This is a genomic window from Kibdelosporangium phytohabitans (assembly GCF_001302585.1).
In the GTDB taxonomy this organism is placed as follows: domain Bacteria; phylum Actinomycetota; class Actinomycetes; order Mycobacteriales; family Pseudonocardiaceae; genus Kibdelosporangium; species Kibdelosporangium phytohabitans.
This window is the reverse complement of record NZ_CP012752.1, coordinates 3,037,723-3,058,761: the sequence shown is the minus strand read 5'-3', so window position 1 is coordinate 3,058,761 and position 21,039 is coordinate 3,037,723. Positions and strand designations below refer to the sequence as shown.

General features: G+C 68.3%; 20 protein-coding genes. 7 read left to right on the top strand and 13 right to left on the bottom strand.

What is annotated here, in order from left to right; all coding sequences use genetic code 11:
- Positions 1 to 84 precede the first annotated feature (84 nt).
- Entirely contained in the window at positions 85 to 1,362 is a 1,278-nt protein-coding gene (locus AOZ06_RS14225) for a cytochrome P450 (RefSeq protein WP_054289826.1), read from the bottom strand.
- Positions 1,363 to 1,420: 58 nt separating this feature from the next.
- Between AOZ06_RS14225 and AOZ06_RS14220 the strand changes: the two genes are divergently transcribed.
- Positions 1,421 to 1,666, top strand: coding sequence for a DUF2630 family protein (locus tag AOZ06_RS14220; protein ID WP_054289825.1), 246 nt, complete (start codon positions 1,421 to 1,423; stop codon positions 1,664 to 1,666).
- Positions 1,667 to 1,720: 54 nt separating this feature from the next.
- Here the strand turns inward: AOZ06_RS14220 and AOZ06_RS14215 are convergent, their stop codons facing one another.
- Positions 1,721 to 2,140 (bottom strand): YciI family protein, encoded by a 420-nt coding sequence (locus AOZ06_RS14215; protein ID WP_054289824.1) that lies wholly within the window; start codon positions 2,138 to 2,140, stop codon positions 1,721 to 1,723.
- Between the two features lie 116 nt (positions 2,141 to 2,256).
- Between AOZ06_RS14215 and AOZ06_RS14210 the strand changes: the two genes are divergently transcribed.
- The gene (locus AOZ06_RS14210) at positions 2,257 to 2,976 is read left to right on the top strand and encodes a TetR/AcrR family transcriptional regulator (RefSeq protein WP_054289823.1); all 720 of its coding nucleotides are present in this window, start codon (positions 2,257 to 2,259) and stop codon (positions 2,974 to 2,976) included.
- Here AOZ06_RS14210 and AOZ06_RS14205 read toward each other — a convergent pair.
- Positions 2,973 to 3,800 (bottom strand): DUF1989 domain-containing protein, encoded by an 828-nt coding sequence (locus tag AOZ06_RS14205; RefSeq protein ID WP_054289822.1) that lies wholly within the window; start codon positions 3,798 to 3,800, stop codon positions 2,973 to 2,975. The genes AOZ06_RS14210 and AOZ06_RS14205 overlap by 4 nt on opposite strands.
- A 91-nt stretch (positions 3,801 to 3,891) precedes the next feature.
- Between AOZ06_RS14205 and AOZ06_RS14200 the strand changes: the two genes are divergently transcribed.
- Positions 3,892 to 4,623, top strand: coding sequence for a DUF7873 family protein (locus AOZ06_RS14200; protein ID WP_054289821.1), 732 nt, complete (start codon positions 3,892 to 3,894; stop codon positions 4,621 to 4,623).
- A 400-nt stretch (positions 4,624 to 5,023) separates the two neighbouring features.
- Here the strand turns inward: AOZ06_RS14200 and AOZ06_RS14195 are convergent, their stop codons facing one another.
- Positions 5,024 to 6,196, bottom strand: coding sequence for a glycosyltransferase (locus tag AOZ06_RS14195; protein ID WP_054289820.1), 1,173 nt, complete (start codon positions 6,194 to 6,196; stop codon positions 5,024 to 5,026).
- A gap of 102 nt (positions 6,197 to 6,298) precedes the next feature.
- Between AOZ06_RS14195 and AOZ06_RS14190 the strand changes: the two genes are divergently transcribed.
- Positions 6,299 to 6,754 (top strand): MarR family winged helix-turn-helix transcriptional regulator, encoded by a 456-nt coding sequence (locus AOZ06_RS14190; RefSeq protein WP_054289819.1) that lies wholly within the window; start codon positions 6,299 to 6,301, stop codon positions 6,752 to 6,754.
- On the opposite strand, the gene AOZ06_RS14185 is transcribed toward AOZ06_RS14190, so the two are convergent.
- From AOZ06_RS14185 to AOZ06_RS14170, 4 genes are all read right to left on the bottom strand, one after another.
- Entirely contained in the window at positions 6,740 to 7,621 is an 882-nt protein-coding gene (locus tag AOZ06_RS14185; RefSeq protein ID WP_054296640.1) for an RNA polymerase sigma-70 factor, read from the bottom strand. The two genes, AOZ06_RS14190 and AOZ06_RS14185, sit on opposite strands and share 15 nt — an antisense overlap.
- Positions 7,622 to 7,697: 76 nt before the next feature.
- Positions 7,698 to 10,496 carry a vitamin B12-dependent ribonucleotide reductase gene (locus AOZ06_RS14180; RefSeq protein WP_054289818.1) on the bottom strand — a complete coding sequence of 933 codons (2,799 nt, stop codon included), beginning with the start codon at positions 10,494 to 10,496 and terminating at the stop codon, positions 7,698 to 7,700.
- A 119-nt stretch (positions 10,497 to 10,615) separates the two neighbouring features.
- Positions 10,616 to 11,086 (bottom strand): transcriptional regulator NrdR, encoded by a 471-nt coding sequence (gene nrdR, locus AOZ06_RS14175; RefSeq protein WP_054289817.1) that lies wholly within the window; start codon positions 11,084 to 11,086, stop codon positions 10,616 to 10,618.
- 659 nt (positions 11,087 to 11,745) lie between these two features.
- Complete coding sequence (locus AOZ06_RS14170) at positions 11,746 to 12,237, bottom strand: LysM peptidoglycan-binding domain-containing protein (protein WP_054289816.1); 492 nt, start codon at positions 12,235 to 12,237, stop codon at positions 11,746 to 11,748.
- 246 nt (positions 12,238 to 12,483) lie between these two features.
- Here AOZ06_RS14170 and lexA point away from each other — a divergent pair, with 246 nt between their 5' ends.
- Positions 12,484 to 13,152 (top strand): transcriptional repressor LexA, encoded by a 669-nt coding sequence (gene lexA, locus AOZ06_RS14165; protein WP_169799105.1) that lies wholly within the window; start codon positions 12,484 to 12,486, stop codon positions 13,150 to 13,152.
- Between the two features lie 18 nt (positions 13,153 to 13,170).
- Here lexA and AOZ06_RS14160 read toward each other — a convergent pair whose 3' ends face one another.
- Together AOZ06_RS14160 and hflX are read right to left on the bottom strand one after the other, a co-directional pair.
- Entirely contained in the window at positions 13,171 to 14,217 is a 1,047-nt protein-coding gene (locus tag AOZ06_RS14160) for a hypothetical protein (protein WP_417999952.1), read from the bottom strand.
- A gap of 11 nt (positions 14,218 to 14,228) precedes the next feature.
- Positions 14,229 to 15,650, bottom strand: a complete 1,422-nt coding sequence (gene hflX, locus AOZ06_RS14155) for a GTPase HflX (protein WP_054289815.1) — start codon at positions 15,648 to 15,650, stop codon at positions 14,229 to 14,231.
- 164 nt (positions 15,651 to 15,814) lie between these two features.
- Here hflX and AOZ06_RS14150 point away from each other — a divergent pair, with 164 nt between their 5' ends.
- On the top strand, positions 15,815 to 17,083 hold the full coding sequence (locus tag AOZ06_RS14150) for an MFS transporter (RefSeq protein ID WP_236952215.1): 1,269 nt from the start codon (positions 15,815 to 15,817) through the stop codon (positions 17,081 to 17,083).
- On the opposite strand, the gene dapF is transcribed toward AOZ06_RS14150, so the two are convergent.
- Genes dapF through AOZ06_RS14135 form a run of 3 tightly spaced genes read right to left on the bottom strand, consistent with a single transcriptional unit; the run spans position 17,016 to position 19,487 of the window.
- On the bottom strand, positions 17,016 to 17,876 hold the full coding sequence (gene dapF, locus AOZ06_RS14145) for a diaminopimelate epimerase (protein ID WP_157233014.1): 861 nt from the start codon (positions 17,874 to 17,876) through the stop codon (positions 17,016 to 17,018). The genes AOZ06_RS14150 and dapF overlap by 68 nt on opposite strands.
- A 10-nt stretch (positions 17,877 to 17,886) precedes the next feature.
- Entirely contained in the window at positions 17,887 to 18,789 is a 903-nt protein-coding gene (gene miaA / locus AOZ06_RS14140) for a tRNA (adenosine(37)-N6)-dimethylallyltransferase MiaA (protein WP_054289813.1), read from the bottom strand.
- Complete coding sequence (locus AOZ06_RS14135) at positions 18,786 to 19,487, bottom strand: class III extradiol ring-cleavage dioxygenase family protein (RefSeq protein ID WP_054289812.1); 702 nt, start codon at positions 19,485 to 19,487, stop codon at positions 18,786 to 18,788. The genes miaA and AOZ06_RS14135 overlap by 4 nt, the downstream gene beginning before the upstream one ends.
- A gap of 179 nt (positions 19,488 to 19,666) precedes the next feature.
- Between AOZ06_RS14135 and AOZ06_RS14130 the strand changes: the two genes are divergently transcribed.
- On the top strand, positions 19,667 to 21,016 hold the full coding sequence (locus AOZ06_RS14130) for a DUF349 domain-containing protein (RefSeq protein WP_083471679.1): 1,350 nt from the start codon (positions 19,667 to 19,669) through the stop codon (positions 21,014 to 21,016).
- The last annotated feature ends 23 nt before the right edge of the window (positions 21,017 to 21,039 follow it).

The window sequence follows — 21,039 nt, the reverse complement described above, 5'->3', positions numbered from 1 at the left end:
CGCTTCGGTGAAAATGTGGTGTCCGGAACCTATCGGCCCGACAGCGGGCCTGCCCACCCTTTTCGACGAAAACGTTACCCAGCGCTATTTCAGCAGCACCGGGAGCGAGTCGACGCCGTAGACGATGGACACCTTCCGGAACTCCAGTTCATCTGCGGATTTGGCCAGCCGCATCGCCGGGAAACGACGCACCAGCGCGGGATACGCGGCACGAAGTTCCATCCTGGCGAGCTCGGCACCGATGCAACGGTGTACCCCATACCCGAACGCGAGGTGCGAGGTCGGCTCCCGGTGCGGGTTCACCGTGTCCAGGTTGTCACCGAGCGCACCGTCACGGTCGGCACCGCTCAGCGACACGACCACCGCGTCACCCTTGTTGATCTTCTGGCCGGCCACCTCGATCTCCTCGCGGGCGAAGCGCGGGAAGGCGACCTGCACGACAGTCAGGTACCGCAGGATCTCCTCGACGAATCCGCTGATCGCGGCGTCGTCGTCGCGGATGAGGGTGAAGGTGTCCTCGTTCTGCAGCAGCACGAGCGCGCCGAGCGCGAGCATGCTCGCGGTGGTCTCGAAACCGCCGGTCAGCACGCCGTCGGCGAGTCCGGCCAGCTCCAGGTCCTCGATCTCGTCGCCGTGCTCCTTGATGATCATGCCGAGCAGGCCGTCGCCGGGGTTCTCCCGCTGCTTGCGGACCACGCCGAGCAGGTACTCCAGCGACTCGGAGATCGCGCCGAAGGAGGCGTCCGCACCGCCGAACAGGTCGAAGCGGGCCATGGCGAGGCGCTGGAAGTCGTCACGGTCGTCGTACGGCACGCCCAGCAGCTCGCAGATCACCAGCGACGGGATCGGCAGCGCGAACTCGGCGACCAGGTCGACCGGGCCCGCTGCCTCGTCCATCGAGTCGAGGCACTGCTCGATGATGGCCTTGATCCCCGGGGTGAGCCGGGCGAGGCGGCGCATCGTGAACTCGGGCGTGAGCAGCTTGCGCAGCCGGGTGTGCACGGGCGGGTCGGCGAACCCGAGGCCGCCGGGGTTCTGGCTGACGTTGGTCGCGCCCGTTCCCAGCAAGTGAGCGAAGTCATTGCTGAACGCCTTCGTGTTGCTCAGCACTGCCTTGGCTTCATCGTAACCGCTGACCAGCCAGAGGTTGATCCCGAACGGCATCGGCAGCTTGTTGACCGGTGCGCTGGAGCGCATCTGCCCGAGTTCGGGCACCGGGTCGAGGCCGTTGCGCTTCAACGGCATCAGCGCGGGTTCGGGTATCGGCAGCTTGCCGAGGTCGAGCCCCTTTTTCCGGACACGGCTCAGGTAGATGCGTGCGAACCAGGCCGTGACTCGCGAGCGGATACTCCCCACAACCATGAGGCTAGGTCAAAGCGGCTGAGAAGCGGGAGCCGGGTGACCTGGTTAATCTCAGGTTGTGAACGAACGTGACATCCTCGCCCAGATCCGTGGTCTGGTCGATCAGGAACACGAGCTGCGCAACCGCAGCGTGGCCGGGGAAATCGATTCGGCCGAGGAACAGGCGCGACTGAAATCACTCGAGGAATCGCTCGACCAGTGCTGGGACCTGCTGCGCCAGCGGCGGGCCCGCCGCGGCGCGGGTGCGGACCCGGAGAGCGCCGAGGCGCGCCCCACGCAGCAAGTCGAGGGTTACCTGCAATAGAACCGCCATGAGTGGTTACGCGAGCCGTAACCACTCATGCCGCGCTGCCAGCGGTCAGGCCTCGGTCCTGGCCCGCAGTTCGGCCTCCTTGGCGCGCGCCTCCTCGGTGAAGTTGTCGCCGAAGTCCTCCGGCCCGAAGACCTGCCGGATCTCGATCTCGCTGTGCTCGCCGTCGGGGTTGGGCACCTGCCTGACCCACTCGATGGCCTCCTGCATCGAGTCGACCTGCCAGATCCAGTAGCCCGCGATCAGCTCCTTGGTCTCGGCGAACGGGCCGTCGATGACGCTGGTCTTCTTGCCTTCGAACTTCACCCGCGCCCCCTTGGCGCTCGGGTGCAGCCCGTCCCCGCCGACCATGATCCCCGCGTTGACGAGCTTCTCGTTGAAGGCCGTCATCTCGGTGATCACCTGCTCGCTCGGCATGACGCCGTTCTCCATGTCCTCAGTCGCCCTGATCAGGACCATGACCTTCATGCGAACGCACTCCCACCAGTAAAGTGTTGACCCGGCCGTAAACTGTTTCCGGCGGACGCTGTGTATGCTAGACACAGTTTTCGCGGGCCGACAAGCCCCTTGGGGAAGCGGGTGACGTGGACAGCGTCTTCGGCGATCAGGCAGGCGTGGTCGAACTGCTGTGGGGCCTGCGGGAGCCGCCGAGCCGCGGCCCCAAACCGGCGCTCAGCGCCGAGCGGATCGCCAGGGTCGCGATGGGGATCGCGGACAGCGACGGGCTCACGGCGGTCTCCATGCAGCGCGTGGCGGGCGAGCTCGAATTCACCAAGATGGCGCTCTACCGCTACGTCTCGGGCAAGGCGGAATTGCTGGCGGTGATGATCGAACTGGCCGTCGGCGACCCACCGGATCTGCGGGACGTGCCAGGCGGGTGGCGCGGCAAGCTGGAGGAGTTCACCCGGCGCCTCTCGATCGTCTGGCAGGAGCACCCGTGGCTGCCGTGGGCGACGCTCGGCGACCGGCCGATGGGCCCGCGCGAACTCGGCTGGGTCGAGTCGGCCGTCAGCGCGCTGACCGACACCGGCCTGAACGGCGCCGAGCAGCTCGACGCCGTGTTCATCCTCTTCGGACTCATCCGCAACACCCAGTCGATGACCACCGCGGGCACCCAGCCGTGGGACGCCGACAAGAAAGTCACGCCGACGATGCGGGAACTGCTGCACCGGCACGGCGACCGTTTCCCCGCGTTGAGCGCGGCGACCGCCTCGACCAACGGCTCAACACGGGACAACGGCAGGGAATTCGGGCTGCTCCGGTACTTCGACGGCCTGGAGCGGCTGATCGACCAGCGGGCCTAGGGCAACTGGATCCCGTGCAGCCCTTGATACCCCGATGTCACGGGCGGCTGCCAGCCGTCCAGCGAGGCGGGATCCGGCCGGTACACCTCGACCGCGATCGGGCGGCACACCTCCAGCGGATCCCGCGCGTCCGGTCCCCACAACGGGATCGACAGGTCGCCTGCCGGGCACGTGGACAGCGCGCACAGCAGATCCTGCTCGGCGAAGAACTCGAAGTAGTCACCGGGTTTGGCCGGTGAGGCCTTCATGAAGTACTTGTCCTCGCTGTTCAACCCGGTGCACTGGAAGACATTCAGCACGTCGTGCACGTCGAACTCGGTCAGCCCGTATGGGATGACAGCGCGCACGAGGTTGGAGTGGCAGTGGAAGTCGAAATCCTCATCGGTCAGGATCCGGTTCACGTACGGGTCGCAGCGTGAACCGAGCAGGTCGTGCACCCGGCCGCCGTCCTCGTCCACGCCATAGGATTCCAGCGTGTCCTTGGTGATCGTCACCAACGGGCGCAGATAGGGCAACGTCGACCAGAGCCGGTCGTACGTCGTGACATGAGCGCTCTGCAGTTGCCGTGTCCGCGCGGCCCACAGCCGTTCACGCGGGTTGTGGCGGTTCCAGAGGTTGAGATCGCCGACCTGCGGCCCGGCGGCCGTGGTGATCAACCGGCACAACGCCCCGGCGGGGACCTCCCACGCCCGGCCCGACCGGATCGGGATCACGAACTCGTCGACCAGTTCCCGGTCACCACCGGCGATCCGGTCGTAGAAGGCGCGGTCGACGTCGAGGACACTGCCCGGCTTGGCCTGGTAGCCGGCTGGCGGAAAACCCATCTGCGCTCCATGGTCGATGGCGGCAAAACTGTTTGCCCTGCGTTGCTAGCCTTTTCACAACTTCAATTTCTCAAGTATGACAAGGTTTTCCATGACACGTCTGAACCAGATCGTCGCGGTCGAAAAAGGCATCAAGTCCCGATCGTTCCAGGAGCTGACCGACGCGCACCACGCGCTGCAGAAAGCCGGCCTGCTCTCGGGTATCTCGCGCACGTACCGCCCGAAGGACGAGGAGGGCGAGCAGCTGCCGCCGGAGTCGACCAAGGTGCAGGTCAAGGCGGAGGAGACGATCCGCGCCACGGCCGAGATCCTGACCAGGCTCTTCGACGTCACCGCGACCAAGGACTGGGCGAACTGCACCGCGAAGGCGGACGTGCGGGTCGACGGCGAGACGCTGCTGGAAGCGGTGCCGGTGAGCTACCTGCTGTTCCTGGAGAAGCAGCTGGTCGACATGCTCACCTTCATCCGGAAGCTGCCGGTGCTCGACGCGGCCGAGACGTGGGAGTACGACGCGTCGGCGGACTGCTGGGCGACCGAACCCGTGCAGACCGTGCGCACCAAGAAGATTCCGCGCAACCACGTGAAGGCTGAGGCGACCGAGAAGCATCCGGCCCAGGTCGAGGTGTACTACGAGGACGTGACCGTCGGCTACTGGAAGACCGTGAAGTTCTCCGGCGCCATGCCCGCCAAGCGCATCAACGAGCTCGTCGAGCGCGTGGAGAAGCTGCAGCAGGCCGTGAAGTTCGCGCGCGAGGAAGCCAACAACACCGAGATCACGCAGCAGAAGCTCGGGACGAAGGTCTTCGGTTATCTGTTCGCCTGAGCCCCAGCCGATCCGCTAGAGTCGGTGCCGCGCACTGAGCGCAAGCTGAGACTGAAACCGTCAGTTTGACAGGGTTTCCGGTGACAGTGGAGGTTCGAATCCTCCCCCGCCCACATTCGCGGGCGGGTGGCCCAACGGGTAGAGGCAGCCGGACGCTCGCCACGAGAATCAAACTCTCGCTCGAATCTCAGTACCTTGCCGTCGATCGCCAGATCGACCAGGAACGGACGAGTGCACCCGAGTTGCTGGTTCAACTCCAGCCTGGCCCGCCACCATGGGCCAGTGGTCCAATCGTAGGACGCGGGGCGGTGATGCGTGATCCGTGCCTTTAAACGTGCTGGCGGCGCCAAGTGGCGGCCATCAAGGGCCCGGGGGATGGCTACTCCCCCGGGCCCGCTTTTCATGACCGGGCCAGCAGAAGATCCACGGCGACCTGCACGCCGCCGGTTGCCTTCATCGCTCCGGCGAGCCGGTCGGCACAGCGGGCAACCTCAGGCTGGAGGGCAGCGCCCAGAGCTTCTGCCAGGGAACCCACGGTCGGCACACCTCGAGCGTGCGCCTTCCCGACACCGAGCTGGTCGACGCGCGCAGCCCAGTAGTGCTGGTCGTACTGTTGAGGGATAACGACTTGCGGGGCTCCGGCACGCGCGGCTGTGGTCGTGGTGCCCGCGCCGCCGTGATGCACGACGGCAGCGACACGGCCGAACAGCGCCTGGTGGTTGGCTTCGCCGATCGAGATGCAGTCAGTTCCGTCGCCCGCCGTCGACAGATCCGCCCACCCACGGGAGATGACCGCACGGCGGCCGAGCGACCGAGCTGCGTTGATCATGACCTCGCTGATGCCGTGCGCGTGGGGATAACTGCCCAGGCCGAAGTAGACCGGTGGCTCACCGGCATCGAGGAAACTCGCGAGTTCGCCGGAAAGTGGTCGCTCGTCCGGCACGATCCACGCTCCCGTCTGGACCACGCCGCCATCGCCCGGCCACGGGCTCAACACGGGATCCGCGGCCAGCCACGGCTGCTCGGTGAGCACGTGGGTTCGCACGTCGTCGACGGGCGCGAGTCCCACTGCGGCTCGGTGCGCGTTGAGGGCGGGGCCCCACGCGTCTTTCCACCGTCGCGCGTCCGCCGCCCAACTGTCATTCTCATTCTGCGGCCATCCTGGCCAAGGCGCTGGCGCGTGGTGCGCGGACGGCAGTGCGGCTGGGCAGAACTCCGCGTGAACGTGGCCGATCCCCAGCAACTCGGCCACCGAATGGGCGGCGACCTGCACAGCGCCACAGCCGACCAGGATGTCACTTTCCCGTGCGGCCTCAGGAAGTGTGGCGAACTGCGACGCCACGGCGTCCTGCGCCGCGCGCCTCCGGCCTGCCGGCGTGGACAGGTCCCACGCTGAAGAACGCATCGCCGGACCGATGGGCGTCACCGGGATTCCCTGCTCCTGGAACCAGTCCCGGAAATCGGGCGAGACACACGCGGACACCTGGTGCCCAAGGGCCTTCAGCCGTAAGGCCAAAGCCGCTACCGGCTGAGCTTCACCCCGTGACCCGATGGTCGACAGCAAAACACGCACGACAAGTCCTCCCTCACAGATACCTGCGTGACACAGTAGTTGCGTCACGCAGGTTACGACTGTTAGCGTGCCCACCACAAGGAAGAAAGGACTCAGGCGCGGATGGACAGCGACACAGCGGCCAACCAGGTGCTGGCCGCCCTGCCGGACTGGGGAAACACCACATCACAGCTCAACGCCGAGATCGCCAGGCGGATGGGAGTCACGCTCAGCGACCTGGACGCCCTGCACACTCTCAACAAACACGGGCCGGCCACCGCGGCGACGCTGGCCACCCGCGTCGGCCTGACATCGGGCTCGGTGTCACGCATGATCGACCGACTCGACGAGGCAGGCTGCGTCGAACGGATCCAGGATCCTCACGACCGGCGCAGGGTGCTGATCGAGCCGACCTCCGAAGGCCTCGATCGTCTGCGCGCCTACTACGCCGAACTCGCCGCCTGCACCCGTGCCGACCTCGCCGGCTTCACCGAAGCGGAACTCACCGCGGTGCTGCGGTTCATCCACCTCGTCAACGACAACACCACGACCACCCTCACCCGGCTACGGACTCCGTAGATTCGCGACAGCGTGGAGCTTGTCCGGGTTGATGATCGAACGCAGCGCGGTGACGCGGTCGCCGTCAACCTCGGGAACGAACACCGCCGCGAGCGCGCCACCCCACCGCAGCAGCACGGCAAGCTGCCCGTTGACCTCGGCGAACTCGCTATCCACCTGCGCGAACTCAGGCCGCTGCCGAAACCCGCCGAGATAGCGCAGCACCTTGTCCCGGCCGACGATCGGCCGCCGCGCGGCCGTGGCCTTCCCACCACCGTCGGACCAGGACACGACGTCCTCAGCGAGCAACTCGGTCAAACCCGCGACGTCACCCTCGACAGCCGCGGCGAAGAATCTCCGCACGATCTCAGCATGCCGTTCCCGATCTGCGGGAAAACGCCTGCGAGCCTCAGCCACGTGCCGGCGAGCCCGCGCGTACAGCTGCCGGGAACGCACCTCGTCGACGTCGAGAACACCGGCGATCTCCCGATGCTGGTACCCGAAAGCCTCCCGCAGAACGAAAACAGCCCGCTCAGCAGCCGTCAACCGCTCAAGGACGACGAGAACACCCAGGGAGACGAGCTCACGCTGCTCGACAGTCTCCAGTGGACCCAAAGCCCCGTCGCCAGTGCGCACAGGCTCCGGCAACCACGGTCCGACATAGCTTTCCCGCCGCATCCGCGCCGAGGAAAGCCGCGACAGACACAGGTTCGTGACAACCTTCGTCAACCAGGCCGCGGGCGTGTCGATCGCATCGAGATCCGCCCGATGCCAGCGGAGGAAAGCGTCCTGCACCACGTCCTCAGCCTCCGCGGCCGACCCCAGCATCCGGTAGGCCAAACCGAACATGCGGGACCGCTGCCCCTCGAACACCTCGACCCCGGTCATGCCACCAGTCTCACCCATACCCGGACAAGACAACGGGGTGCCCGTGTCCGGGCACCCCGTTGTCTTGTCGGCTTTGTCAGCTGCAGCCGGAGGTGGAGCCGCAGCCCTCACAGACGTAGCAGGAGCCGGCGGGCCGCATCTTCGTGCCGCAGGTCATGCAGAGCGGGGCGTCGGCGACGGTGCCGAGTTGCAGCTCGAGCAGTTCGGTCGAGCTGTGGGCCTTCTCGATCCCGGCCTTCGGCTGGGGGGCCGCCGCGGCGGATTCCACCGTCGACCGCATGCCTTCGAGGTCCACATCGGACGAGCCGTAGTCGTTGTTCACCTGCGCCGAACGCTCCGACGCCGTGTAGATGCCCAGCTGGGCGCGCTTCTCCAACGGCAGGTAGTCCAGCGCCAGCCTGCGGAACAGGTAGTCGAGCACGCTGGTGGCGATCCGCACGTCCGGGTCGTCGGTCATGCCCGCCGGCTCGAAGCGCAGGTTCTGGAACTTCGACACGTAGAACTCCAGCGGGATCCCGTACTGCAGGCCCACCGAGATCGACATGGAGAACGCGTCCATCACGCCCGCCAGCGTCGAACCCTGCTTGCCCAGCTTGACGAAGATCTCGCCGAGACCGTCGTCGGGGTACGAACCCGCGTGCAGGTAGCCCTCCGCGCCACCGACGGTGAACGACACCGTCTGCGACGGGCGCTTCTTCGGCAGGCGCTTGCGGACCGGGCGGTACTCGACCACCGTCTCCTTCTCCGCCGCCTTGTCGCTCTTGGCACCCTTGCCCGCCGACAGCGGCTGGCCGACCTTGCAGTTGTCGCGGTAGATCGCCAGCGCCTTCAGGCCCAGCTTCCAGCCCTGGAAGTAGATCTCCTCGACGTCCTCGATGGTCGCCGCTTCCGGCATGTTGACCGTCTTGGAGATCGCACCCGAGATGAACGGCTGCACCGCGGCCATCATCCGGACGTGGCCCATCGGGGCGATCGAGCGCTCGCCCATCGCGCAGTCGAAGACCTCGTAGTGCTCGCGGCGCAGGCCCGGCGCGTCGATGACGTGCCCGTGCTCGGCGATGAACTCCACGATCGCCTCGACCTGCTCGTCCTGGTAGCCCAGGGACTTCAGCGCGCGCGGCACAGTCTGGTTGACGATCTGCATCGAACCGCCGCCGACCAGCTTCTTGAACTTCACGAGCGCCAGGTCCGGCTCGATGCCGGTGGTGTCGCAGTCCATCATCAGGCCGATGGTGCCGGTCGGCGCGAGCACGGACGCCTGGGCGTTGCGCCAGCCGTCCCTGACGCCGATCTCCAGGCCGCGACGCCATTCCTCGCCCGCGATGCGCTGGATCGCGGTGTCGTCCGCGGCCAGGGTGCGGATCAGGTCGTTGGCAGCGGCGTGCTTGCGGATCACGCGGATGTGCGGCTCGGCGTTGCGGGCGTAGCCGTCGTACGGGCCGACGACACCGGCGAGTTCGGCGGAACGCCGGTACGCGACGGCGTTCATCAGCGAGGTGATGGACGCGGCGAGCGCACGGCCGCCCTCGGAGTCGTACGCGTGCCCGGTCGCCATCAGCAGCGCGCCCAGGTTGGCGTATCCGATGCCCAGCTGGCGGAACTTGCGGGTGGTGTCCGCGATCGGCTCGGTCGGGAAGTCCGCGAAGCAGATCGAGATGTCCATCGCGGTGATGACGAACTCGACCGCCTTGACGAACCGCTGCCCGTCGAACGTGCCGTCCTCACGCAGGAACTTCATCAGGTTCAGCGAGGCGAGGTTGCAGCTGGAGTTGTCCAGGTGCATGTACTCGCTGCACGGGTTCGACGCGGTGATCCGGCCCGACTCGGGGCAGGTGTGCCAGTCGTTGATCGTGCTGTCGTACTGGATGCCCGGGTCGGCGCACTCCCACGCGGCCTTGGCCAGCTTGCGGAACAGGCCCTTGGCGCCGACCTCTTCGATGACGTCGTTCGTGCCGCGTGCCCGCAGGGCGAACTGGCCGTCGTTCTCCACCGCGTGCATGAACTCGTCGGACACGCGGATCGAGTTGTTGGCGTTCTGGTACTGGACCGAGGTGATGTCCTTGCCACCGAGGTCCATGTCGAAGCCGGCGTCGCGCAGGACGCGGATCTTGGCTTCTTCCTTGGCCTTGGTCTCGATGAACTCCTCGACGTCCGGGTGGTCCACGTCGAGCACGACCATCTTGGCCGCGCGCCGGGTCGCGCCACCGGACTTGATCGTCCCCGCGGACGCGTCGGCGCCGCGCATGAACGACACCGGGCCGGACGCCGTGCCGCCGGAGGACAGCAGTTCCTTGGACGACCGGATCCGCGAGAGGTTCAGGCCCGCGCCGGAACCGCCCTTGAAGATCAGGCCCTCTTCCTTGTACCAGTTGAGGATCGACTCCATGGTGTCGTCGACGGCGAGGATGAAGCAGGCGCTGACCTGCTGCGGCGACGCGGTGCCGACGTTGAACCAGACCGGCGAGTTGAAGCTGAACACCTGGTGCAGCAGCATGTAGGTGAGCTCGTGCTCGAAGATCTCGGCGTCCTTCGGCGTGGCGAAGTACTCGTGCTCCACACCGGCGGCCACGTACTTCTTCACCACGCGGTCGATCAGCTGGCGCAGGCTGCTCTCCCTGACCTGCGAGCCGACCGCGCCGCGGAAGTACTTGCTGGTGACGATGTTGACCGCGTTGACCGACCAGGTGTCGGGGAACTCGACGCCGCGCTGCTCGAAGTTCACCGACCCGTCACGCCAGTTGGTCATCACCACGTCGCGGTGCTCCCACGTGACCGCGTCGTACGGGTGCACTCCCTCGGTCGTGAAGACCCGCTGCATCCGCAGGCCCTTGACCTGCTGATCTCCCCCAGTGGGAACGCCAACCGTCTCCGTCATGACCAGTCCCTCTCCCTCAACACTCGCGATAACTGGCGCGGCCACGGCCGGGGTCCCCGTCCGATCCGGTCCGAGCGAATTCTTCTTCGTTGTCCTGCTCTTGGGCCGGGTCCGGCGACTCACTCGCCCGCCTCCGACCGGTTGGCGATCGCTTCCTTGAGGTCCGCGATCTCCTTTTCGAAGTCCTCGACGGACGTGAACGAGCGGTACACGCTGGCGAACCGCAGGTAGGCGACCTCGTCGAGCTCACGCAGCGGACCGAGGATGGCGAGGCCGACCTCGTGGCTGGGGATCTCGGCGGCGCCCGCCGAACGGATCGTCTCCTCGACCTTGTGCGCCAGCTGCTGCAGCGCGTCCTCGTCCACCGGCCTGCCCTGGCAGGCGCGCTGGACGCCGCGCACGACCTTGTCGCGGCTGAACGGCTCGGTCACGCCGGAGCGCTTGACGACCGCCAGCACGGCCTCTTCGACTGTCGTGAACCTGCGGCCGCAGCTCGAGCACGACCTCCTGCGCCGGATCACCTGTCCTTCGTCGACCTCCCGGGAGTCGACGACCCGAGAGTCGGAGTGCCTGCAGAACGGGCACCTCATCGCTCTCCCCCTTCTCACTGACAGTCACCCGACAACACCCGTGCGTCACCGCAACAGCCTGGCTGGTGATCGACTTGTGGATGGAGCGTGGACAACTTGCCCGACTCCAGCCCCAACCTGTGGACTAAATACAGCGGTGTAACTACTAGATGTTGGGGTGACAGTATGCCCGAGGCCTAGGCGATGCAAGTCGACACGGCGTGTCTCCCCCGGTCGGGGAGTCGGAGTGGCGAGTGCCACACACGGAGTGGACACGAACCGCGCAATCAGCCATTCGAGGGAACGTCAGGACGGGCGAGGGGCCCACATTGCGCGCACACGTTAGGCCACCGGACGAGGAGTCCACTTGGCGGGTCCGCCGCCATGAGGGGGTGCTGTCGATCTTGTGCGGGTTCGGCTCAGCGGCTCCCGGTCGCCCACGCGACGCCCTCACCGACAGCTGCGCACACCAGTCGCACCCCGCGACTCATCCGCCGGCAGGCAGAGTTTCCCGCGGTCGGCCTGTCTCTATCTCTTCGACCATCGCGCACACCAAGCGCGCCGCCGGGGCTGACCGCCATCCGGCGTGAATTCGACTGCTTCTCAACCGCTCGCCGCCCTCGGCGGTACGCCGATGCGGCACGCACATAAAGGCCGCACATGAAGGCAGTGCCGGGCATTCAGGGCGCGGACGGAACCTGGAGCGGCTGTCCCGCGAGGACCACGTTGCCGGAGATCTCGTTGAGCTCGTGAATCCGGGCGACCACGGCTTCGGTGTCGTACCCGGGGGCGGACCGCTCGGCCACCTCCCACAGGCTTTCGCCGGGCTGTACCCAGACCACCGCCGTGCGGCCGGGGACCACGTCGGCTGTGAGCGCGCCCGCGAGGCTGCCGAAGCCCAGCACCGCGAGGAACATCCCGAGCGCGATCAGGACGGACGCCGCGACTTGCCTGCGGCGGCGGACCGCCGGAGTGCACGCCGCCACGCGGGAGTGCGACGGCCTGCGCCGCTGGTGGCGCGCACGGCGGGGAGTTTCGGCCACGCGCGTCCGCTCGGCGGCCTGCTCCGGCTTGGGCTCCTCGACCTCGGGCAGCGGCGGCACCAGGCGGAGCACCGGCCGTGGGGCGTCCAGCTGCGACAGGTCGATCTTGGTGCGTACCGGAGCCGCCATGTCGTATCCTCCTCGCGCGACTTCTGATCGAACATCGGTTCGATCGAACGTTCGTGCGAATGTGTACCACCAACCACCGACAAAAATCGAGATCTGCTCGGCGTGTCCCTCGAACAGGTGTTTGATCTCCAGGTCGAAGCGGACTACGGTCGGTGAAGATGATCGAGCTCGCCCACAGGTGGGCGAGGATTTTTGGAGGCGGAAGCGGTGCCGCAGCGCAGCAAGACACCAGAGCAGGGCGACAACATCCGCCCCTTCCCTGAGCAGTCCGAGGAGCTGGACTCGGGCACCCTGCCGCCGCGGCAGCGCGCGGTGCTCGAGGTCATCAGAGCCTGGGTCGAACGCGTCGGCTATCCGCCGAGCGTGCGCGAGATAGGCGAGGCGGTCGGCCTGACCTCGACGTCGTCGGTCGCCTACCAGCTCAAAGCCCTCGAGCGGAAGGGCTATCTGCGCCGGGACCACAACCGGCCGCGGGCGATCGGCGTGCTGCCGCCGGACGCGGACGCGGCTCAGCTGGCCGGCGACGACACTCCCGCCCCGACGCCCGCGTACGTTCCCGTGCTCGGCCGGATCGCGGCCGGTGGGCCGATCCTGGCCGAACAGGCCGTCGAGGACGTCTTCCCGCTGCCGAAGGAGATCGTCGGCGAGGGCTCGCTGTTCCTGCTGAAGGTCGCGGGCGACTCGATGATCGACGCGGCGATCGCCGACGACGACTGGGTCGTGGTGCGCCAGCAGTCGGTCGCCGACAACGGCGAGATCGTCGCGGCGATGATCGACGGCGAGGCCACGGTCAAGACGTACAAGCTGCGCGACGGGCATGTCTGGCTGCTGCCGCAGAACGAGGCGTACGACCCGATCCCCGGCGACGAGGCCACGATCCTCGGAAAGGTGGTCGCGGTCCTGCGGCGGCTCTAGGACGACCGGGGAACGCCGCTAGCGGGACGTTCCCTTGCGCCCCAGGAAAGCCAGGCCGCCCAGCACCACGACCACGCCGATCACGACAGCCAGCCACGTGGGGAACCCGGAGTCCCCGGTGGCAGGCGCGGCGTTCGTGTCGCCGGCCGCGCCGGCGGAGCTCCCCGGCTTGGCTCCTGGTTTGGGGTCCGCCGACACCAGGCCGGTCGCGCCCGCGATGGCCCTGATCGGCTGGCCGACGCCTTCCGAGCCGGTCAGCAGCGTCCCGTCCGGCTCGAACGCGATCGTCTCGCCTTGCGGTTCGTTCGGCAGCGGCACGCGTACGGGCTCGCGGCTGAACGCCGCGGCGATGTCACCGTCGGGCGCGCCGTAGAGGTAGGCGTCGGTGTACGTCCGGAGCGCCACGACTTTCCCGTCGTGGCTGACCGCGCCGCCGGTCACCAGGATCGAGCCGATGGCGTGCGGGATCTGCGTCGGGCCGCCCGGTGTGTCGGTGCTCTTCAGGTCGACCGAGGCCACTTTGGCCAGTTTCACCGGGCCGGGGCTCTGCAGGGCGCCTTCCGGCCGGTAGACCTGCGCCGCGCCGAACGGTTCCTTGGTGACCAGGTAGGGCACGCCCTTCTGGTCCATCAGCAGGGCTTCCGCGTCGTGCTGACCGTCCGGGTAGGACAGGCGGTACAGCGTCGCCTTGCCGTCCGGGGTCAGCGCGTGCAACGCGACCGTGTCGCGTTTCTTGCCGTTGTCACCGGTGTCGGCGAGCCAGAGTGTCCCGTCCTTGGTGCGAGCCATGTCTTCGACGTCGAACGGGTCGGTCTTGTTCGCGATGGTCCGCTCGAGCTTGCAGTCCTTGGACAGCACGAAGACGGTCAGCTTGGTGCCGCCGTCGTTGGTCGCGTACATCTTGGAGCCGTCCGACGCCAGGCCGGACAGCTCCCCGATGTTCTTGTTGTTGAGCACGCAGCGCTCAACCGGGTCGGCCGCGTGTGCCGCCGTGACCGGGGAGAGCGCAACGGCCAGGGCCAAGGCGCCTCCCCACGCCAAAGCCCTCCGTACACCGATCACCATCAGTAGACGCGTCAGGCAGGGGCGCCGTTGCTTGCGAACTGGCCCAATGCCCCGGCCAGGTCGCCGTTCACCCGGGCGTGCAGCTGGGTTCCCTCCGGGGTGTGACGCTCCGCGAGCACTTCACCCTCCCGGTGGACCCTGGCCACGAGCTCGCCCCGGGCGTACGGCACCAGCACATCGACCTCGACGTCCGGCCTCGGCAACGCCGTGGCCAGGTGCTCACGCAGCTCGTCGAGCCCTGAGCCCTTGTGCGCCGAGACGAACAACGCACCGGGCAACAGGTGACGCAACCGCGCCAGCTGCAGCTCGTCCGCCGCGTCGATCTTGTTCACCACCAGGACCTCCGGTGGCATCGTGGTGTCGTTGCGCTCGACGATCTCGTTGAGCACCTCGCGCACCGCGTTGACCTGCCACTCCGGGTTGTCGTCCGAGCCGTCCACCACGTGCACCAGCAGGTCCGCGTCGGCCACCTCGTCCAAGGTGGACCGGAACGCCTCGATCAGCTGGTGCGGCAGGTGCCGCACGAACCCGACCGTGTCGGTCAGCGTGTACGTGCGCCCGTCCGGGGTCTGGGTGCGCCGTGTGGTCGCGTCCAGCGTGGCGAACAACGCGTCCTCGACCAGCACGCCCGCGCCGGTGATGGCGTTGAGCAGACTGGACTTGCCCGCGTTGGTGTAGCCGGCGATGGCGACGCTCGGCACCTCGTTGGCCACCCGGCGGCCGCGCTTGGTCTCCCGCACGGCCGACATCGCCGCGATCTCCCGCCGGAGCTTGGAGATCTTGGCACGGATGCGCCGCCGGTCGGTTTCCAGCTTGGTCTCACCGGGGCCACGCAGACCCACCCCGCCGTTGCCGCCGCCCGCCCGGCCACCGGCCTGCCGGGACAGCGACTCACCCCAGCCGCGCAACCGCGGCAGCAGGTACTGCAGCTGGGCCAGCTCGACCTGGGCCTTGCCCTCCTTCGACCGCGCGTGCTGCGCGAAGATGTCGAGGATGAGCGCGGTCCGGTCGATCACCTTGACCTTGAGGCGCGCCTCGAGCTGGCGGAGCTGACCGGGTGAGAGCTCACCGTCGCAGATCACCGTGTCCGCGCCGGTCGCCAGCACGGTCTGGAAGATCTCGTCGACCTTGCCGGAACCGACGTAGGTGGCCGGGTCCGGCCGGTCACGCCGCTGGATGAGCCCTTCGAGGACCTCGGACCCGGCCGTCTCGGCCAGTCGCGACAGCTCGGTGAGCGACGCGTCGGCCTGCTCCGCCGTGCCCTCGGTCCACACCCCGACCAGAACCACCCGTTCGAGTCGCAGCTGGCGGTACTCGACCTCGGTGATGTCGGAAAGCTCGGTGGACAGCCCGGCCACTCGACGTAGCGCGGAACGGTCCTCGAGCTCCAAATCCCCCGTCGAGACCAGTTCTTCCGCGTAGTCTTCCGTCATTGAGTGAGCCCTGTCCTTACCTGTAGTAGCTATGTTGCCCGTCCATGGTCGCACGTACGGCAGAATCCGCCGACTGGTTATCGTTTCTGTGGCGTCACGTCTTACAACGCCGCGAAGTACCCAATTCGTTCCCATCGCGGCGCCGGGTGGGGCAAGGTGAGCGGGTGTCCCTCCTCCGCCACCACGACTTCCGCCAGCTCTGGGCCAGCGACACCATCAGCCAGTTCGGCACTTTCATCGGCCAGACGGTCCTGCCGCTCGTCGCCGTGACCGTTCTCGCCGCGACGCCGGTCGAGATGGGCCTGCTCACGGCGGCGGAAACGGCCGCGTTCCTGCTGATCGGCCTGCCCGCCGGTGTGTGGGTGGACCGGATGCGGCGGCGGACGCTGATGATGCGGGCGGACGTGGCGCGGGCGGCGCTGATGCTCAGCATCCCTGTGGCGTGGTGGGCCGGGGCGCTGACGTTGCCGCACATGATCGTTGTCGGCCTGCTGGTCGGCGTGTGCACGGTGTTCTTCGACGTGTCGTACCAGTCGTACCTGCCGACCCTGGTCAGCCGGGACCAGTTGCTGGACGGCAACTCCAAACTGCAGGCCAGCCAACAGGTCGCGCTGATCTCCGGCCCGGCGGCCGGTGGCGGGCTGGCCACTCTGATCGGCGCGGCGAACGCGACGATCGCGGTCGGCTTCGGGTTCGTGGCGTCGTGGCTGTTTCTGCTGCGGATCAAGAAAGTCGAGCCGCAGCCGGAGCGGGAGCACGGGCGCAAGCTGCGCACCGAGGTGCTGGAAGGCCTGAAGTTCGTCTTCCACAACAAGATGCTGCGCGCGATCGCGCTCGCGGGCACAACAGCGGGGTTCTTCTTCCAGATGGAGACCGCCGCGATGGTGCTGTTCCTCACCAAGGACCTGCACCTGAGCAGCGCTCAAGTCGGGCTCGTGCTCGCGGTCGGCGGCGTCAGCGGCGCACTGGGCGCGGTCACCGCGAACTGGTGGTATCGCAAGATCGGCAACGCCCGCGCGATCTGGGTGTCGCTGGTGGCCATCGCGCCGTTCGAGCTGTTGATCCCGTTGGCCTACCCCGGCTGGACCGTGTGGCTGTCTGTCATAGGCATGCTCGGTGTCGGTTACGGCGTCACCGTGCACAACATCGCGCAGGTCAGCTTCCGCCAGTCGATCTGCCCCGACCGGCTGCTCGGCCGGATGAACGCCAGCATGCGGTTCATGATCTGGGGTGCGTTCCCGCTCGGGTCGCTGGCGGGTGGTGTGCTCGGTGAGCTGATCAGCGTGCGTGGTGCGCTGTGGGTCGCCGCGATCGGGTTGTCGCTGTGCTCGCTGCCGCTGATCTTCTCGCCGATCCGCACGACCGTCAGGACGCCGACTCCCACCAGCGTCGATCCAGCTGGCCACGAGCAACCAGCACCGCAGGGCCCGTGAGGGTGCTGCCGTCCTCGGTGATCTCCACGCGGACCCGGCCGCCGAGAACATCCACATAGGACGTCCCAGTCGGCTCGTCCACCAGGTGCAGCAACGCCGCGACGGCGGCGACCGTGCCCGTCCCGCAGGACCGGGTCTCCCCCACACCACGTTCGTGCACGCGCATCTGGATCGCGTCGGGTCCCTTGCGGCGGAACAGTTCCACGTTCACACCGTGCGGGAACAGCACGGGGTCGTGGCCAGGTGGCACGGTCAGGTCCAGATCCGTCGGATCGCCGTCGATCAGGCACGCCAGGTGCGGGTTGCCGACGTCGATCGCCACACCCGGGTACGCCTCGCCGGACACGGTCGCCTGCGAGCGGCCGAACACCCGTGCTGGTCCCATGTGGAGGGTCACGGACCCGTCCTCGTGCGTGCGCACGGGTTTCGGCCCGGACCGCGTGCCGACGACGAACTCGCCCGCCTCGGCCAGCCCGGCGTCCACCAGGTAGGCGGCGAACAGGCGCAGGCCGTTGCCGCACATCTCCGCGATCGAGCCGTCGGCGTTGCGGTAGTCCATGAACCAGCCGTCAGGGTCCACATCGGCCAGTCGGCGCCGCGCGTCCTCGGTCTCGGTGTCCAGCACGACCGAGCCTTTGACCACACGGAGAACACCGTCCGCGCCCAGCCCGCGGTTGCGGTCGCAGAGTGCGCGGACACGCGCCGCGGTCAGGTCCAGGGTGCCGTCGAGGTCGGGCAGCACCACGAAGTCGTTCTCGGTGCCGTGCCCCTTGAGGAATTCGATGTCCCGCACGGTGCCCAGGTTACGGGGTCACCAGCCGGAGCACGTCCGCAAGGAGGTTCTCCGCCCCCGCGTCCAGCCATGTGATCCGCTTGTCACGCCGGAACCATGACCGTTGCCTGCGCACGAACCGGCGGTGTCCCTGCGCGGTCAGCGCGGTCGCCTCGGCCAGGTCGTACTCGCCGTCGAAGAACGCCAGGACCTGCTGGTAGCCGAGCGCGCGAGAGGCCGTCAGCCCGTCGCGGAGGCCGATCCGTTCCAGTTCGCGGACCTCGTCGACGAACCCGGCGGCGAACATCCGGGCCACCCTGGCGTCGATGCGGGCATCCAGTTGGTCGGGCTCCCGGTCCAGCCCGACCAGGACGGTGCCGTACCGGGCCGGGCCCGGCTTGGGCATGGTCGCGGAGAACGGGCGGCCGGTCAGCTCGATCACTTCGAGCGCACGGACCACGCGGCGGCCGTTGCTCGGGAGGATCGCGCCCGCGGCGATCGGGTCGAGCGCGGCCAGCCGTTCGTGCATCAGCGGCGCGCCGACCGTGGCCATCTCGTCTTCCAGACGCCCTCGGACGTCCGGGTCCGTGCCGGGGAACTCCAGGTCGTCCAGGACGGCTTGGACGTACAGGCCGGACCCGCCGACCAGGACGGGCACCTTGCCCGCCGCCTGGACGTCCTCGACGGCCTGCCGGGCGTGGCGCTGGTACGCGGCCACCGACGCGGTCTCGGTCACGTCGAGCACGTCGAGCAGGTGGTGCGGCACGGCCTCGCGTTCGGCACGGGTGACCTTCGCGGTGCCGATGTCCATCCCGCGGTAGAGCTGGGACGCGTCGGCGTTGACCACTTCGCCGCCGAGTCGTTGGGCCAGCGCGATGGCCAGGTCGGATTTGCCCGTCGCGGTGGGTCCGACGACGGCGATGGGAGCGGTCACGGCTGAACAGGGTCCCAGACCGCGACGTGGTAGGCGACGCCGAAGGGCACCATCAGCTCGCTGGTGACGCACCGCCACTCGCCCGGCAGCCCGGCGAGGACCTGCCAGGCCGGCCTGCCCTCCGCTCCCAGGTCGGCCGCCAGCTCCGGGTCCAGGGCCAGCAGTGCGGCCGCGTCAGCGTCCCTGAGGGCTTTCTGGACGGTGTTGTCGAACTCACCCGCCCGTGCGTCGGGGCGGCCCGGTGCTCGCTCACCGTGTTTCGGTGAGCCGTCACCGAGCACGAGCAGTCCAATTGGATCGTTCGAGCTGTCGGCGAGGTGTCCGCCCAGCGCACGGCACTGTTCGCTCGTCGCACCCGGCGGGACCAACTGGATGCTCACATCGCGTACACCTGCTTGTTCCCGCAACCATCCGGCGATCAACACCGGTAATGGCAGATCCGGGTCGAGGTCACCCTCCGTGTCCTCGTTCAACCGGACCGCGACGTCCGCACCGAACCCGGCGAACGTGCCGACGGCATCGCCCGCCACCTCGCCGAACCCCGGCGCCACCGCGATCCACCTGCGGGAACCCGCCGCCAGGCGACGCGCCGCGGCGACGCACGCGCGGCGCACCCCGGCCACTTCCGGCACGTCCGCGACGACCAGTTCGGGCACCAGAAGGGGTGGATAGGGCACGACAGCGGCGCGGACGATCACGCTGTGAGACGTTACTAGGATGGCCCGGACTGAGCCTGGTGGTTCCGACTCGGGCGTTGACCTGTTTGAATGCGCGCGGAACCTGTCGCCTCGGCGAGCGGGATTCCAGGTTGCTGGGCCCCGGCGAACGACGGGGCGCCCGTGGGAGGCGCGGGCACGCAGGCGAGGAGGAGCCGGCGATGACGGACAGGGAAACAACCCAGAGCACGGACGTGGCTGAGGTCGAGGCACCGGAGGTGGCTGTGGCTGAGCCGGCCGCCACGGCCGAGCCGGCTGTCACAGAGCTCACAGCACCCGCGCCGGTCCCGGTGGCGTCCACCGACCCGGGCAGGTGGGGGCGGGTGGACGAGTCCGGCCAGGTCTTCGTGAAGACCGCGGACGGCGAGCGGCCGGTCGGCTCGTGGCAGGCGGGTGAACCCGCGGAGGGGCTCGCCCACTTCGCGCGGCGGTTCGACGACATCCGCACCGAGGTCGAGCTGCTCGAAGCGCGGATCGTCTCCGGTGCCGGTGACCCCAAGCAGTCCTTGACGAGCGCGAAGCACATCAAGGAGAGCCTGGTCGACGCGGCCGTGGTCGGTGACCTCGCCGCGCTGGACGCCCGGGTCGAGTACGTACTGGCGCACGCCAAGCAGGCCATCGAGGCCTCGAAGGTGGCCCGTGAGGCAGCACGGGCGGCGTCGGTGGCGCGCAAGCAGGAGCTGGCCGAGGAGGCCGAGCAGATCGCGGCCGAGTCCACCCAGTGGAAGGCGGCGGGTGACCGGCTGCGCACGATCCTGGACGAGTGGAAGACCATCCGCGGTGTCGACAGGAAGACCGACGAGCAGCTGTGGCGCCGGTTCTCCAAGGCACGGGACACCTTCAACCGCAGGCGCGGTTCGCACTTCGCGGACCTCGACCGGCAGCGCTCGACCGCGAAGGCCCGCAAGCAGGAACTGGTCGAGGAGGCCGAGCTGATCTCGGACTCCGACGACTGGGGCGTGACGGCCGGCCGCTATAAGGCGCTGATGACCGAGTGGAAGGCGGCCGGGCGGGCGCCGAAGGACTCGGACGACGCGCTGTGGCAGCGGTTCCGCGCGGCGCAGGACAAGTTCTTCGCCCGCCGGTCGTCGGCGTTCAGCGAACGCGACGCGGAGTTCGGCGACAACGCGAAGGCCAAGGAAGAACTGCTGGTCGAGGCCGAGAAGATCAACACCTCCGACCTGGACGCGGCCCGGTCGCACCTGCACCGCATCCAGGAGCGCTGGGAGTCGATCGGCAAGGTGCCCCGCGAGCGCGTGCGTGAACTGGAAGGCCGGCTGCGCGCGGTCGAGGAGAAGGTGCGCCAGGCAGCGGACCAGCAGTGGCGCCGCACCGACCCGGAGGCCCAGGCCCGCGCGGCCCAGTTCCGCGAGCGGGTCGAGGAGTTCGAGTCGAAGGCCGCCAAGGCCCGCGCGGCAGGCGACAACCGCCGTGCCGAGCAGGCCGAGGCGCAGGCCGCGCAGTGGCGTGAGTGGCTGGCCGCGGCCGAGCAGGCAGTCGCGACCCGGTAGGACGCTGAGGCTGTCCGGCCCGG